Below are 13,425 nucleotides of genomic sequence, written 5' to 3'. Positions count from 1 at the left end.
TACCGGGAGGGGGCGTCGGGCCGCGCCCCGACTGGGATTCACGTTCCGCTCGGTCATGGTCGAGAGGCTACCGGGCGCCGCCGCGTCCCGATCGGCGTCCCGGCCACTCGCGTGCCTGCCTCCGTCCCGGACCCTCCGGCTGGCTCGCGGACAGAAATCGAAAGATGGACATCTTGACGAAGTGGTGAACCCGTGAGTAGCGTCGCCTCACTATCTGGAAAGTTTCCTATCAATAAGGAGACGCCACCATGAGAAGATCCATCCGCCGGGCACTCTGTGCCGGCGTCGCGGCCGCGGTGGCCGTCGCCGTGGTCCCGATCACCGCGGCCCTCGGCGCCGGCAGCCTGACCACGACCTTTGCCGCCACCTCCGACTGGGGCTCCGGCCACGAGGTCAGGGTCACGGTCACCAACGGCACCGACGCGCCGGTCGCCAGCTGGCGAATCGAGTTCGACCTGCCGGCCGGAACCACCATCGGCAGTTTCTGGGACGCCGACGTCACCCGCAGCGGCAACCGCTACGTGGCGGTCAAGAAGAGCTGGGCCGGCGCCCTCGCCCCGGGCGCCTCGGCCACCTGGGGCTACATCGGCAGCGGCGCCTACCGGGCCCCGACGAACTGCACCGTCAACGGCGGCGCCTGCGGTGGTGGCGGCACTCCCCACCCGACACCCACCACCCCCCGGCCGACCGTGACCCCGACCACCCCCACCCCGACCACCCCGCCGCCGACCACGCCGCCGCCGAACCCGGGCGCGCAGAAGGTGGTCGGCTACTTCGCGCAGTGGGGCGTCTACCAGCGGGCGTACCACGTCAAGAACATCCACACCAGCGGCTCGGCCGCCAAGCTGACCCACATCCTGTACGCCTTCGGCAACACCACCGGTGGCCGCTGCACCATCGGCGACAGCTACGCCGACTACGACCGGGCGTACTCGGCGGCGGAGAGCGTGGACGGGGTCGCCGACACCTGGGACGCGGGCGCGCTGCGCGGCAGCTTCAACCAGCTCCGCAAGCTCAAGCGGATGTACCCGCACCTGAAGGTGATCTGGTCCTTCGGCGGCTGGACCTGGTCCGGCGGCTTCACCCAGGCCGCGCAGAACCCGGCCGCGTTCGCCGAGTCCTGCTACAACCTGGTCGAGGACCCGCGCTGGGCGGACGTCTTCGACGGCATCGACATCGACTGGGAGTACCCGAACGCCTGCGGCCTGACCTGCGACGCCAGCGGCCCGAACGCGTTCAAGAACCTGATCTCCGCGCTGCGTGGCCGGTTCGGCTCGTCGAACCTCGTGACCGCGGCGATCACCGCGGACGGCAGCAACGGCGGCAAGATCGACGCGGCCGACTACGCCGGTGCGATCAACAACCTCAACTGGCTGATGCCGATGACGTACGACTACTTCGGTGCCTTCGCCCCGCAGGGTCCCACCGCCCCGCACTCGCCACTGACCTCGTACGCCGGGATCCCGCAGCAGGGCTTCTGGTCCGACGCGGCGATCCAGAAGCTGAAGGGCAAGGGCATCCCGGCCAGCAAGCTGCTGCTCGGCATCGGCTTCTACGGTCGAGGCTGGACCGGGGTCACCCAGGCCACCCCGGGCGGTACGGCCACCGGGGCGGCACCGGGCACCTACGAGGCCGGTATCGAGGACTACAAGGTGCTCAGGAACACCTGCCCGGCCACCGGCACGATCGCCGGCACGGCATACGCGAAGTGCGGCAGCAACTGGTGGAGCTACGACACCCCGGCCACCATCGGCGGCAAGATGTCGTACGCCAGGAGCCAAGGGCTGGGCGGCGCGTTCTTCTGGGAACTCTCCGGCGACACCGGCAACGGCGAACTCATCACGGCGGTCGCCAACGGGTTGCGATAGCCGGGACCCCGGAAGACGTTTCCGGGGCGGGTAGTGGGGGCCGACTCCGGCGGGACACGGAGCCGGCCCCTCTCGTCCCGCCGGGTCCGGGTAGCCGGCGCCGTCGCTGCCGGAACATCGGCGGCGCCACCGGGGGCCGAATCCTTTTCATATGACGTCGAGGGAGCCGAGTCGCGGTTTCCCCGCTTACCTGCCGGGCACGTGAATCCGCACGGTACGGGGCGACGTGCGGAGGGGCGATGCTGCCGGGACTGAACAGCGGCGAGGTGGGGAAGGCGGGGCCGACGGGTTGGGCGACCCGCTGGGTGCTGGGCACCGCGGTCGGGCAGGTCGTGTTCACCGGGACCGTACGCCTCGTGCTGGCGGTGCTGATGGGCGCCGCACTCGGTGGCCTGGTGGTCTGGCTCGTCCTGCGCCGTCGTCGGCCGGCACCGCAGCCGTACGCCTTCGCCGCGACCGCCGGCTCCATCGATCTGCGGGTGCGGGCAGGTGTCGAGGTGCCGAACCCGGCGCATCCGGGGTGTCCAACCCGGCCGGGCGTCGAACGCGTACGGCCGCGCTTCTCGCCACGGGCCAACCGGTCCGGAAATGGCTACGGGCGGACCCGACCCCACTCCTAGTGCCTCGTCTTCGAAGGTTGATTGGGTGAGCCGTTTGGTCCGGGGCATGTGGCGGACGTCTTCCAGCCGTTGCGATCGTCTCGGTGATCCGCGGCGACCGGCGGGCGGAGCGGGGGTGGTCGGCGCGGAGACTGTCGAGCTGGGTGCACAGGCGGACCCGAGTCAGGAGATCGCCGGCTCGGAGATACCTCGAAGCACCGGGTTACCCGATCAACCCTCAAAGACAGGGCACTAGGTTGGTCCGGTGGTCGCCGCCCTGGAGTTGTATCTCGACACCGACGCCACCCGACGGATCCGGGTGCTCTGGGACGCGCTGGAATCCGAGGGTGTGCAGAGCCTCCGCTCGTTGCTCGGCCAGCGGCACCGGCCACACCTCTCCCTCGCCGTCGCGCCCCGGCTCGATCCGGAGCAGGTCGCCGATGCCCTGACCGGTACGGTGGTGGCCGCTCCACTGCGACTGTCGTTCCAGTACGCCGGCCAGTTCGTCGGCCGGGTGCTGTGGCTCGGCCCGTCTCCCACCCCGGAACTGCTGGCCCACCAGGCGATGGTGCACGAGCGGCTGACCCGGGCCGGTGTGCCGGTGAGCGAGCTGTATCGCCCCGGGCGCTGGGTGCCGCACTGCACGCTTTCGATGCGGGTGCCGAACACCCTGATGGCGGCGGCGGTGCGGCGCTGCCTGGAGGTGCTGCCGGTCGAGGCGACGGTGGTCGGCGCGGCGGTCATCGACCACGCCAGGGACATCGCCCGCCCCCTGGGCTGACGGCGGGGGAGTTCTCCGGTCAGCCGGTCGGGTCGCCGGGCGCGACGAGCCCGGTCTCGTACGCCACTACCACGGCCTGGGCGCGGTCCCGGAGGTCGAGCTTGGCGAAGATCCGGGCGACGTGGGTCTTCACCGTGGCCTCGCTCAGGGTCAGCCGGTGCGCCAGCTCGGTGTTGGAGAGCCCGCGACCCAGCAGGGTCAGCACCTCCCGCTCCCGGGGCGTCAGCGCCGCGAGTGCCCGCTGCCCACCCGCCCGCCCGACCCCGTCCCCGCGCACGCCGCCCCGGGCGGGATCACCGCCGCTCCGGCCACTGCCGGTGCCGCCTGTGGCGCGAGCCGGGTCGGTGGTGGCGAACCGTTCCACCAGGCGTCTGGTGATCGACGGAGCCAGCAGGGCGTCGCCGGTGTCGACCAGCCGGACGGCGGCGGCCAGGTGTTCCGGGGTGACGTCCTTGAGCAGGAAACCGCTGGCTCCGGCGGCCAGCGCGGCGTAGACATACCGGTCCAGGTCGAAGGTGGTCAGCATGATCACCCGACACTCCGGGGACTGCGCCAGGATCCGCCGGGCCGCCTGGAGACCGTCCATGTTCGGCATCCGGATGTCCAGCAGCACGACGTCCGGCCGCAGTTCCTGCACCGCCGCCACCGCCTCGACCCCGTCGGCGGCCTCGCCCACCACGTGCAGGCCCCGCGCGGTCAGGATCATCCGGAACCCAATCCGGACCAGCGCCTGGTCGTCCACGATCAGCACCCGGGGCGTCGACTCGGCGGGATCCGTCACGGCCGGTCCAGCGGGATGCGGGCACGGACCCGGTAACCGCCGCCGAGCCGGCGGCGGGCGTCCAGGTCGCCGCCGTAGAGCGCGACCCGCTGGCGCAGCCCCAGCAGGCCCCGCCCCGCGCCAGGTCCGCCGCCCGGCCCGGCGCCTCCGGATCCCCGCCCCTCCGACGCGGACCGTTTCCCGGCGTGCCCGGTGCCCGGCCGCCCACCGGCGTGCCCGCTGCCGGATCGTCCGCCGGTGGAGGTGCCCGTGGGCCGCCGGCCGGAGAGCACGCTCGGGCCGGTGTTGAGCACCTCCACCCGCAGATAGTTGTGCGCGTACCTGATGGTCACCTCGGCCTTCTCCCCGTCGCCGTGCCGCAGCGCGTTGGTCAACGCCTCCTGCACGATCCGGTACGCGGTCAGATCGATCCCGGCCGGCAGCGGGCGCCGCTGCCCGGAGATGCGTACCTCGACGGGCAGCCCGGCGAAGGCGATCCGGTCGACCAACTGGCCGAGCCGGTCCAGCCCGGGTTGCGGATCCAGCCCTGACCCCTCGGCGGCGGGCTCCTCGCCGTCCTGCGGCGGGGCCAGCAGGCCGAGCAGGTGCCGCAGCTCGGTCATCGCGTCCCGGCCGGCGGTCTCCACCGCCAGCAGCGCGGCGTTCGCCTCGTCCGGCATGCTGGCCAGCACCTCCCGGGCTGCCCCGGCCTGCACCACCATCAGGCTCACATTGTGGCTGACGATGTCGTGCAGCTCCCGGGCGATCCGGGCCCGCTCCGCCTCGACCGCGATCCGGGCGGCGCTCTCCCGTTCCCGCTCCAGCAGCCAGCTCCGGTCGCCGAGCGCCCGCTGGTGCCGCCGCCGGGCCCGGGCCAGCGCCACCGCCAGCCACCCCACGGTCGCACCGGCCGCCGCGAGCGCGGCGACCAGCCAGCCGACCGTTCCGGTTCCCCCCACGCGACCACCTTCGCAGTACGCGGCACGATCCGCGTCATTCCCGGGCAGCATTGCCGTACATCCCCGGGATGACCTGGCCGGACGTTACCTCTCCGGGCTGATGCCGGCCGGGCCGGCCCTGCCTAGGTTGGTGGCCATGACCAGCGAAGAGAGCACGCCGGACGTCGTCGTGCGGCTGACCGACGTGCGCAAGGAGTACGGCGACACGACCGCCCTGGCCGGGGTGTCGCTGCAGATCCGGGCCGGCGAGGCGGTCGCCGTGATGGGGCCGTCCGGCTGCGGCAAGTCGACCATGCTGAACATGGTCGCCGGACTCGACCGGCCCACCTCCGGGGACGTCATCGTGCACGGCGAGGACCTGGGCCGGCTCGACGAGACGGGCCGGGCACTGTTCCGGCGTCGCCGGATCGGGATGATCTTCCAGTTCTTCAACCTGCTCGACGACCTGCCGGCGCTGGACAACGTCGCGCTGGCCGCACAGCTGGTCGGGGTATCGGCCCGGCAGGCGCGCCGGCGGGCGCTCGAACTCCTCGACGAACTCGACATCGCCGACCGGCGCGACATCTATCCGGCCGCGCTCAGCGGCGGGGAGCGGCAGCGGGTGGCGGTGGCCCGAGCGCTGATGAACCGGCCCGCCCTGCTGCTGGCCGACGAGCCGACCGGCGCACTGGACAGCTCCGCCGGTGAGCAGGTGATGGACCTGCTGCTCGACCTCAACCAGATCGGCCAGACGCTGCTGCTGGTCACCCACGACGAGCGGCTGGCGACCCGGTGCGCCAGCCGGCTGGTCGAGCTGGCCGACGGCCGGGTGACCGGCGAACGCAGCCTGGAGCGGTCGGCATGACCCGGCTGGGCCAGCCGGTGCCGTTCCGGGAGCGCGGCACGGGCGCGATGTGGCGGGCCGCCCGCGCCGCCGTACGGCGCCGGAAACTACAGACCGTCGTGATCGGGCTGGTCCTGCTCTTCTCCGCCGCCACCACCGTGATGGCGCTGGGTCTGCTGGTCGCCTCCACGGCCCCGTTCGACGACGCCTTCGCCCGGCAGCGCGGTGCGCACGTCGTGGCGACGTACGACTCCGGGCTGGTCACCGGGGCGCAGCTCGAACAGACCGCCCGGCGGCCCGGTGTCGAGGCGGTCGCCGGCCCCTTCGCGCAGGCCGTGCTGGAGGTGACGCCGACCGGCCCCGGAATGATGGGCGGGCCGCTCAACGTGGTGGGTCGGGCGGACCCGGCCGGCCCGGTGGACCGGGTGGAACTCTGGGCGGGGCGCTGGCCCAGCGCGCCCGGGGAGATCGTGCTGAACGACACGCCGCCGCCGGCCGACCTGGCGGGCTTCGGGCCGGAGCCCGGGCAGCCGCCGATCCTCGGCAGCACCGCCGAGGTCCCGGGCGGGCCGACGCTGACCGTCGTCGGCATGGCGTACAGCCTCGGCCGGACCGCCGACGCGTGGGTCACCCCGGAGCAGGTGCGGGCGTTCCGGCCGTCCTCGGTGCAGATGCTCTACCGGTTCGCCTCCGCCGCCACCGACCAACAGGTCGAGGCCGGGATGGCGACGGTGACCGAGGGACTGCCGGCGGAGGCGCTGCTCGCCGCCCAGTCGTACCTGCTGATCAAGCAGTCGGTCGCGGCCGAGCCGGGGGTGTTCGTGCCGTTCCTGATGGTCTTCGGGATCCTCGGGCTGGTGGCGGCAGTGCTGATCGTCGCGAACGTGGTCAGCGGGGCGGTGGTCTCTGGCTTCCGGCACATCGGCATCCTCAAGGCGCTCGGTTTCACCCCCGGCCAGGTGCTCGCGGTCTACCTGGTGATGGTCAGCGTGCCGGCGGTGGTCGGGTGCGCGATCGGCACCGTGCTCGGCAACATCGGGGCGCGGCCGCTGCTGGACATGTCGTTCCAGGGGATGGGCTTCGGGCCGGTCGGGATCAGCCCGCTGGTGAACGTGGCGACGCTGCTCGGGATGCCGGTCGTGGTGGTACTCGCCGCGCTGGTCCCGGCGTCGCGGGCCCGCCGGCTCTCCGCGGTCGAGGCGATCAGCGCCGGCAGCGCGCCTCGGGTCGGCCGTGGGCTGCGGGTGCAGCGCTGGCTCGGCGGTACCCGGTTGCCCCGCGCCGTCAGCCTCGGCCTCGGCCTGCCGTTCGCCCGGCCGGGCCGGACCGCGCTGACCATGTCGGCGGTGCTGCTCGGGGTGACCACGGTGACCTTCGCGACCGGTCTGACCAGCACGGTCACCCGGTACGCCGACGCCACCGACGGGAACGACCACGTCGGGGTGCGCGCCGCCGATCCGGCACCGGGTGCTGGGCGCCCCGCGTCTTCGCTGACCGATCAGCAGATCGAGGCGCTGCTGCGAACGCTCCCGGGCACCAACCGGGTGACCGTGAACCTGACCCTCGACTTCGCGCTCGTCGGCTCCACCCGACCGGTCGGGGTCAACTTCCTGCGCGGTGACGTCGAGACCCAGGGCTATCGGGAACAGCTGGTCGAGGGGCGCTGGCTGGCCGGCCCGGACGAGCTGGTCGCCCCGTCGGAGTGGTTGGGGGAGCGGGGCCTCGCCGTCGGCGACCGAATCGTCCTGGAGGCCGAGGGGCGGCGCAGCCCCGCCACCATCGTCGGCGAGACGATGAGCGGCCCACCGGGCCCGTCCAGGCTGCTCGCCGACTGGTCGGCGCTCGCCCGGCTCGCCCCGGCGCGCGAGGTCGGAAACCACGAGATCCTCTACCAGATCCAACTAGCGCCCGGCACCGACGTGCCGGCGTACACCGCGGCGGTGCAGGCGGCCGATCCGGGCCTGGACGTCTGGGACAACGGCGGTACCGACAGCTTCACCGTGGCGGCGGTCAGCCTCGCGGCAGCGGTCACCCTGATGTTGGGGCTCGTCACGGCGCTCGCCGTCTTCAACACGGTGGTGCTGAACACCCGGGAACGCCGTCGCGACATCGGGATGCTCAAGTCGATCGGGATGACCCCGAGGCAGGTGACGGCGATGATGGTCACCTCGATGGCGGTACTGGGCCTGCTTGGCGGACTGCTCGGCATCCCGGTCGGGATCGTCGTGCACCGCCTGGTCGTGCCGATCGCCTCCGGTGCGGCGCAGATCCGGGTACCGGACTCGTTGATCAACGTCTGGGAGGCGCCGCTGCTCGGTGTACTGGCGCTGGCGGGGGCGGTGATCGCGATGGTCGGGGCGCTGCTGCCGGCCCGCTCGGCGGCGCGTCTGCCGATCGCCGAGGTGCTGCACAACGAGTGAGTACCGGCTGGGCCGGTGGCGGGTGGGGCAACGGAATTCCGGCTGCCCCGCCCGCCGAGGCAGCGGTGTCTCCCGGCCCGGCGGCCGTCGGGCGCCGGGATGACGCGAACGGTCCGGGAGCTCTCGGTGTGGGAAGTGGCGGTGCGACCTGCTCAGGGACTGGCGGTGCGACCGGCTCAGGAAGTGGCGGGGATGTGCCCGCCGCTGCCCGCCCCCGGGCGTGTGGTGATCTTCCAGTGGTAACCGTCGGGGTCGGTGAAGCGCCCGACGTAGTCGCCCTGGTCGGTCTGTGTCGCGTCCGCGGTGACCCGTCCGCCAGCGGAGTCGGCGGCGGTGAGGAGCGTGTCGACCTCGGCGCGGGAGGCGGCGGTGTGGGTGAGGCCGACCGCGGAGAATCCGTCGCCCTGCTCGTCGACGCCGGCGTCCCTGGCGAGGTCCCTGCGCCGCAGCAGGCCGAGTCGGCAGACGCCGCCAGCGACGGTGAAGTCGATGAACTTGTCGCCGTAGTCGTGTTCGGTTCTCATCCCGAGCGTCTCGTAGAAGGCCTTGGACGCCTTCGGCTCGGCGACGCCGAGATAGATGGCGGTCTCGGTCGGCCTGGGCGGACTCGGGACGGGACCGCTGTCCTTCTTTGATGATGCCGCCAGTTTCCACACGGCGCCGTCGGGCGCCCGGTACACGGCGGTGAATTCGCCGAAGAGTTGTTTCTTTGCCGGCTTGACGATCGTCGCCCCGTTGGCGGTGGCGGTTTCGAGGAGGGCCCTCACCTCGCTTGGCCCACCTACGATCGACGACAGGACGTAACCGCGGAAACCCGAGGACGCCGGGCGTGCACCGACATCCGCGGCGAGCGCGTCGATCTGACGAAAGGCGAGGTGACCGGTACCGTGCAGATCCAGGCCGATAGCGCGGTCGTCGCCATTGTTCGGAGGTGCGAACGCAGCCGTGTAAAAGGTGTACGCGGCGTCTACCTGCGGTACTCCGAGGGTGATGACATCAAGCGTGATCGCCATGCGAATTTGCTCCTTGCGCTGTCAGAACGGGATGTCCATGACCGCCACGCTAGACACGGCTGTCCGCCGTGTGCTTCTTGATTCCTGACCGGGCTGCCCCGGTGGTGCCAGCACCACGACGGCACCCCGCCGGGCCGGTCATGAATCAAAGAAGCCGCGGATCCTCGGTTGTTGCACTACAGACCTTGAACGTTCAGGTCATGCCGAGATGACGGGTGGGGCGACCCGGTGCTGCCCCACTTCGGGAGGGTGGCATGCGCCCAGGCCGCTAGGTTGTCCATTATGCGATGGCTGGAGATCAGGCGACACTCGCTCACCAAGAAGGGCGATGCACGTGGGCGGGGCTCGCATCTGTCGGCGGCCGGGGTGTCTCTCGCCCGCGCGGTGGGCGCAGAGCTAGGCGCCTTCGCGTACGTGTTGAGCAGCGCGTCGCCTCGCGCCATCGAAACTGCGGTGGCCATGGGCTATTCCGTTGACGACACCGTGGAGATGCCGTCGGGCTACGTCGAAGGCGAGGTCGCACACCACGACCAGTGGCGGTGGCAATCGCCGTACGAGGTGTACACGGAGCTCATCGAGAGCAAGGGCGGCCTTGCGCAGGCGGCCCGGGCCAACCTCGACCTGTGGATCCAAGTTGCCGCATCGGTGCCGGAAGGATGCGCCGCGCTGGTCGTCGCCCATGGGGGCAGTATCGAGCCAACGTTGGTGAGTGCCTTACCGGAGGCGAACCACAGGGGCTGGGGTGCACCGTTCCGGCATTGCGACGGCTGCCGCCTCGCCTTCCGGGACGGGCGTTTCCAGGAGGTCACCTTCAGTCGGGCACCCGTCCTCGGCTGACCAGCAAGGAGCCAGCGGCGAGGCCGGTACGTCGAGCGGTCATCGAGGGTTGCGCGAGCTGAGCACGGCTCACGGCTGGCCCGTGTGCAGCGCGGCGAAGGCCAGCAGTAGCTCGGCGGTCCGTGGCGGATCTTCGAGCATGGGTGAGTGCCCGACACCGGGCAGCAGTTCGACTCTCGCGCCCGGAACGACGCGGTAGCCGTCGGCGGCCGAGGAACGCCATCGCCGGTCCTCCTCGCCGAAGATCACCAGCAGCGGCTTGTCGAGCGGCGCCAGCCGATCGGGGAGCGGGCGCTGCCTCAGATAGTCGTCGGCCGCCCGGGACGTCGCGGTGAGCGCGTGGTAGGTCATGCCCCGCACGTCGTCGACGAGCTGTTGCGGGATCTCGTAGTCGCGGCTGCTGACCGCGGTACCCAGGCCCCGGCGGACGATCCCGTCGGTCCGGGCAGGCCACAGGAGTTGCCCGACGACGGGGACGAACAGCAGTTGGCCGACGAACCCGTCCGAGATGAAGGCGTCCAGATCCGGCCCGGAGTTGACGAGGGCGAGCGCGGTCACCAGGTCGCGTCGTTGCTCGGCGAGTGCGGTGGCCACCGAGCCGCCGGTGGAATGGCCAACCACCACGGCCTGCCGCACGCCAAGCCGGTCGAGGGCCGCGCCGACCCGGCGTCCCTGTTCCGGGATCGTGTAGCCCTCGCCGGCCGGCTTGGCCGACCAGCCGTGCCCGAGCAGGTCGACCCGGATGACGCGATGGGACCTTGCCAGCATCGGCACCAGCGGGTCCCACCAGTGGGTCGACCCGGCGAGCCCGTGCACGAGTACCAGCGCCGGGGCATCAGGGGGTCCGTCCTGGCGTACGTGGATGCTGCCGCCGTCAAGGGGCAGGGTCGAGTCTGTCCTGGCTTCGGCCTCCTGCCACGACACCATCACCGTGTTCGCCAGGAGCAGACCGACGGCCGTCAGGACGACGGCCGAGGCGGTGACGCGGCGCTTCCGGCGACTTCCCGCGACTCGCGGGTCGGGCTGCCCACCAGCCGGCCGCGGATCGGTCTCGTTCGACCCGCCGGCGCTGGCGATCCTCGGAAGATCAGTCATCGGCCTACTCTGGCCGTCGATCCGGGCCGGCGGCTTGCACAAATGTCCGGGTCGCCGGGGCCCGGCGGAAGCGATCAACAAGTCCGGACCCCGGTTTGGCGGCTCGCATATCATTCGGGGATGCGGTCCGCCGTGCACGAACGCGCCGGCACGGCGGCGTGGGAGCTGGCCCGGCCGGCGCGGCCCAGCCGGGTCGCCGGGGTCAGCATGGCTGGTTTCCGCGACCGTGGCACGTCCCCGGCCGGGCATCGGGCGATCCCACACCCAGGTGTGACGCTGGCTCTGGCGTTCGGTGCCGGCCCGCTCATCGTGGACGCCGCCGGGCGGCAGCAGCGGGGCAGTGTCGTCGCCGGGCTCGGCTTCGGACCCGGCACGGTCCGGGTGCGGGGTGAGCACTTCGAGGCGGTGCAGGTACGTCTCTCTCCGGTCGTCGCCCGTGCGGTGCTGGGGGTGTCCCCGGCCGACCTGGACGGCGCCGTGCTGCCGCTGGACGACCTGTGGGGCCGCGAGGCGTCACGGATCCGTGAGCGACTAAGTGAGATTTCGTCCTGGGAGGACCGCTTCGCGTTGACGGACGCGTTGCTGGCCCGCCGCGCGGCGGGACCGGCGGTAGACCCAGAGGTGTCCTGGGCCTGGGAGCAGATCGTCGCATCGCGCGGCCGGGTCCGGGTCGACAGGCTGGCGGCCGAGATCGGATGGAGCCGCAAACGCCTCTGGTCCCGGTTCCGGTCGCAGATCGGCCTGCCGCCCAAGCGCGCCGCGAAGCTGGTCCGTTTCGATCATGCTGCCCACCGGCTCGCCGCAGGTGCGGACGCAGCCCGAGTCGCCGTGGAGGTCGGCTACGCCGACCAGTCCCACCTGCATCGGGACGTCCTGTCGTTCGCCGGGGTGACCCCGGTGGCCCTGGCCGGCGAGCCGTGGCTGGCGGTCGACGATATCGTCTGGGCCGGCCACGGCACACCGGGTCAGCGCCGTCTATGGCGCCGGTCGCCGGTCCCGGAACCTGCGGCCAGGCCACGGACTCCTTCGCCAGGGCCTGACCCGGGCGTCGTCAGGCGGTCGGGTCGAGCCGCTTGGCAAGGCTGACGAACGCCTGCCAGTTGGCCGGGGTAAAGGTGAGGGTGCCGCCGTCGCGGTCCTTGGTGTCGCGTACGAGCACGGTGCCGGGCAGGTTGTCCGCCACCTCCACACAGGACCCGCCATTCGAGCCAGAGCGGGTGGACTTGCGCCAGTTGGCGCCGGTCACGTCCATTCCTTCGTCGCCTCCCTGATCAGTTCGAGCGATTGCACCATCGGAAGGGCCTCGCTGCGGATCGCCTCCCAGGTCCCCTGGAGGGTGGCGAGATCTTCCGCCCGGTCGACGATCTGCGCCCGCACCTGATGGTCCAGATGCGCCACCACGGACTGGTCCGGCAGCGTCGCCAGGATGAAGCCTCCCTGGAGCCCAGGGTAGAGCCCGACCTCTTTCGGTACCACGAGGATCTGCACCTGCGGCAACTCCGCCATGTCGGCGAGGTGCTGAAGTTGTTGCACCATCACACCCGGCTCGCCACGCACGGGCCGCCGGAGGACCATGGCGTCGATGACGAAGACGAACTGTGCTGGGCTCTCAACGGTCAGGATCGCCTGCCGCTCCAACCGGCTCTGAGCCCGCTGCTCGATCTGCTCGGGTCTGAGGTGCCTACCGGCCATCGTCGCTCGGGCGTACGACTCGGTCTGTAGCAGGCCGGGGACGAAGGCCGGCTCGTACCAGCGGAGCAGCCGGGCAAGGCGTTCGAACTCGATCCAGTCGCGGAGCCAGGCCGGCGTGCTGTCCAGCTTGGCCAGCTTCTTGAGCATCCGGCTGAACGTGCCGCCGGTCTGGAAAGCCTGGTCGATCTTTTCCATGTATTCGTCGGTCGGCGGACGCTGGCCGGTTTCCACGGAGCTGACGTGTGATCCGGAATAGCCGATCTTGCGCCCGAACTCCTCCTGACTGAGTCGTTGCTCAGCGCGGAACAGCCTCAGCTCGGCGAGGACGTATTCCGTGACGAGTCCCATCGATAATCCCACCTCTGCTCACCGTCGGAGACGAGTTACACAAAATTGCTCGCCACCCGTGTTGACCTGCACAGATGGCGCGAGCACGTATCGACCGTAGTGCACTCCACAGCAGAGTGTCACTAGCGGAACCGCTCGGAATTCAAATGGCATGGTGACCGGCCGGGCGGAACCTGCGGGGGCCATCTCTCTTCCCCCCGTACAGAGATGGCCCCCTTCCAACCCGGAAG

General features: G+C 71.4%; 13 protein-coding genes. 7 read left to right on the top strand and 6 right to left on the bottom strand.

Annotated features, from left to right (window positions below; all coding sequences use genetic code 11):
- Nucleotides 1-248: 248 nt before the first annotated feature.
- The 3 genes from EV371_RS03405 to EV371_RS03395 all read left to right on the top strand — a co-directional run bounded on the left by EV371_RS03405 (nucleotide 249) and on the right by EV371_RS03395 (nucleotide 3,248).
- Nucleotides 249-1,868, top strand: a complete 1,620-nt coding sequence (locus EV371_RS03405; protein WP_130460751.1) for a glycosyl hydrolase family 18 protein — start codon at nucleotides 249-251, stop codon at nucleotides 1,866-1,868.
- A 239-nt stretch (nucleotides 1,869-2,107) separates the two neighbouring features.
- Nucleotides 2,108-2,488, top strand: a complete 381-nt coding sequence (locus EV371_RS03400) for a hypothetical protein (protein WP_130460750.1) — start codon at nucleotides 2,108-2,110, stop codon at nucleotides 2,486-2,488.
- Between the two features lie 244 nt (nucleotides 2,489-2,732).
- The gene (locus tag EV371_RS03395) at nucleotides 2,733-3,248 is read left to right on the top strand and encodes a 2'-5' RNA ligase family protein (RefSeq protein ID WP_130460749.1); all 516 of its coding nucleotides are present in this window, start codon (nucleotides 2,733-2,735) and stop codon (nucleotides 3,246-3,248) included.
- Nucleotides 3,249-3,267: 19 nt separating this feature from the next.
- Here EV371_RS03395 and EV371_RS03390 read toward each other — a convergent pair whose 3' ends face one another.
- Complete coding sequence (locus EV371_RS03390) at nucleotides 3,268-3,954, bottom strand: response regulator (protein WP_486484907.1); 687 nt, start codon at nucleotides 3,952-3,954, stop codon at nucleotides 3,268-3,270.
- A gap of 71 nt (nucleotides 3,955-4,025) precedes the next feature.
- Nucleotides 4,026-4,940 carry a histidine kinase gene (locus tag EV371_RS03385; protein WP_130465630.1) on the bottom strand — a complete coding sequence of 305 codons (915 nt, stop codon included), beginning with the start codon at nucleotides 4,938-4,940 and terminating at the stop codon, nucleotides 4,026-4,028.
- A gap of 163 nt (nucleotides 4,941-5,103) precedes the next feature.
- On the opposite strand from EV371_RS03385, the gene EV371_RS03380 reads away from it, so the two are divergent.
- Nucleotides 5,104-5,811, top strand: a complete 708-nt coding sequence (locus EV371_RS03380) for an ATP-binding cassette domain-containing protein (RefSeq protein WP_130460747.1) — start codon at nucleotides 5,104-5,106, stop codon at nucleotides 5,809-5,811.
- Nucleotides 5,808-8,210, top strand: a complete 2,403-nt coding sequence (locus EV371_RS03375) for an ABC transporter permease (RefSeq protein WP_486484461.1) — start codon at nucleotides 5,808-5,810, stop codon at nucleotides 8,208-8,210. Before EV371_RS03380 ends, EV371_RS03375 begins: the two co-directional genes overlap by 4 nt.
- A gap of 176 nt (nucleotides 8,211-8,386) precedes the next feature.
- Here EV371_RS03375 and EV371_RS03370 read toward each other — a convergent pair whose 3' ends face one another.
- Nucleotides 8,387-9,223 carry a VOC family protein gene (locus EV371_RS03370; RefSeq protein WP_130460746.1) on the bottom strand — a complete coding sequence of 279 codons (837 nt, stop codon included), beginning with the start codon at nucleotides 9,221-9,223 and terminating at the stop codon, nucleotides 8,387-8,389.
- 282 nt (nucleotides 9,224-9,505) lie between these two features.
- Between EV371_RS03370 and EV371_RS03365 the strand changes: the two genes are divergently transcribed.
- Nucleotides 9,506-10,060, top strand: coding sequence for a histidine phosphatase family protein (locus EV371_RS03365; protein WP_130460745.1), 555 nt, complete (start codon nucleotides 9,506-9,508; stop codon nucleotides 10,058-10,060).
- Between the two features lie 69 nt (nucleotides 10,061-10,129).
- Here the strand turns inward: EV371_RS03365 and EV371_RS03360 are convergent, their stop codons facing one another.
- Nucleotides 10,130-11,155, bottom strand: a complete 1,026-nt coding sequence (locus EV371_RS03360) for an alpha/beta fold hydrolase (RefSeq protein ID WP_486484460.1) — start codon at nucleotides 11,153-11,155, stop codon at nucleotides 10,130-10,132.
- Between the two features lie 120 nt (nucleotides 11,156-11,275).
- Here EV371_RS03360 and EV371_RS03355 point away from each other — a divergent pair, with 120 nt between their 5' ends.
- On the top strand, nucleotides 11,276-12,241 hold the full coding sequence (locus tag EV371_RS03355; RefSeq protein ID WP_130460744.1) for a helix-turn-helix domain-containing protein: 966 nt from the start codon (nucleotides 11,276-11,278) through the stop codon (nucleotides 12,239-12,241).
- Here EV371_RS03355 and EV371_RS03350 read toward each other — a convergent pair.
- Together EV371_RS03350 and EV371_RS03345 are read right to left on the bottom strand one after the other, a co-directional pair.
- Nucleotides 12,207-12,401, bottom strand: a complete 195-nt coding sequence (locus EV371_RS03350; RefSeq protein WP_130460743.1) for a DUF397 domain-containing protein — start codon at nucleotides 12,399-12,401, stop codon at nucleotides 12,207-12,209. The two genes, EV371_RS03355 and EV371_RS03350, sit on opposite strands and share 35 nt — an antisense overlap.
- The gene (locus tag EV371_RS03345) at nucleotides 12,398-13,195 is read right to left on the bottom strand and encodes a Scr1 family TA system antitoxin-like transcriptional regulator (RefSeq protein ID WP_130460742.1); all 798 of its coding nucleotides are present in this window, start codon (nucleotides 13,193-13,195) and stop codon (nucleotides 12,398-12,400) included. Before EV371_RS03345 ends, EV371_RS03350 begins: the two co-directional genes overlap by 4 nt.
- Nucleotides 13,196-13,425: the final 230 nt, after the last annotated feature.

Source organism: Plantactinospora sp. CNZ321 (assembly GCF_004217235.1).
The sequence above is the reverse complement of the archived record's forward strand: the minus strand, read 5'-3'. Positions and strand labels throughout refer to the sequence as shown.

What these genes read in the sequence shown, in the direction of transcription:
- EV371_RS03345 (WP_130460742.1), bottom strand. Translation starts at nt 13,195, where the DNA reads ATGGGACTCGTCACGGAATACGTCCTCGCCGAGCTGAGGCTGTTCCGC.
- EV371_RS03375 (WP_486484461.1), top strand. Translation starts at nt 5,808, where the DNA reads ATGACCCGGCTGGGCCAGCCGGTGCCGTTCCGGGAGCGCGGCACGGGC.
- EV371_RS03360 (WP_486484460.1), bottom strand. Translation starts at nt 11,155, where the DNA reads ATGACTGATCTTCCGAGGATCGCCAGCGCCGGCGGGTCGAACGAGACC.
- EV371_RS03400 (WP_130460750.1), top strand. Translation starts at nt 2,108, where the DNA reads ATGCTGCCGGGACTGAACAGCGGCGAGGTGGGGAAGGCGGGGCCGACG.
- EV371_RS03365 (WP_130460745.1), top strand. Translation starts at nt 9,506, where the DNA reads ATGCGATGGCTGGAGATCAGGCGACACTCGCTCACCAAGAAGGGCGAT.
- EV371_RS03405 (WP_130460751.1), top strand. Translation starts at nt 249, where the DNA reads ATGAGAAGATCCATCCGCCGGGCACTCTGTGCCGGCGTCGCGGCCGCG.
- EV371_RS03370 (WP_130460746.1), bottom strand. Translation starts at nt 9,223, where the DNA reads ATGGCGATCACGCTTGATGTCATCACCCTCGGAGTACCGCAGGTAGAC.
- EV371_RS03380 (WP_130460747.1), top strand. Translation starts at nt 5,104, where the DNA reads ATGACCAGCGAAGAGAGCACGCCGGACGTCGTCGTGCGGCTGACCGAC.
- EV371_RS03355 (WP_130460744.1), top strand. Translation starts at nt 11,276, where the DNA reads ATGCGGTCCGCCGTGCACGAACGCGCCGGCACGGCGGCGTGGGAGCTG.
- EV371_RS03390 (WP_486484907.1), bottom strand. Translation starts at nt 3,954, where the DNA reads ATGATCCTGACCGCGCGGGGCCTGCACGTGGTGGGCGAGGCCGCCGAC.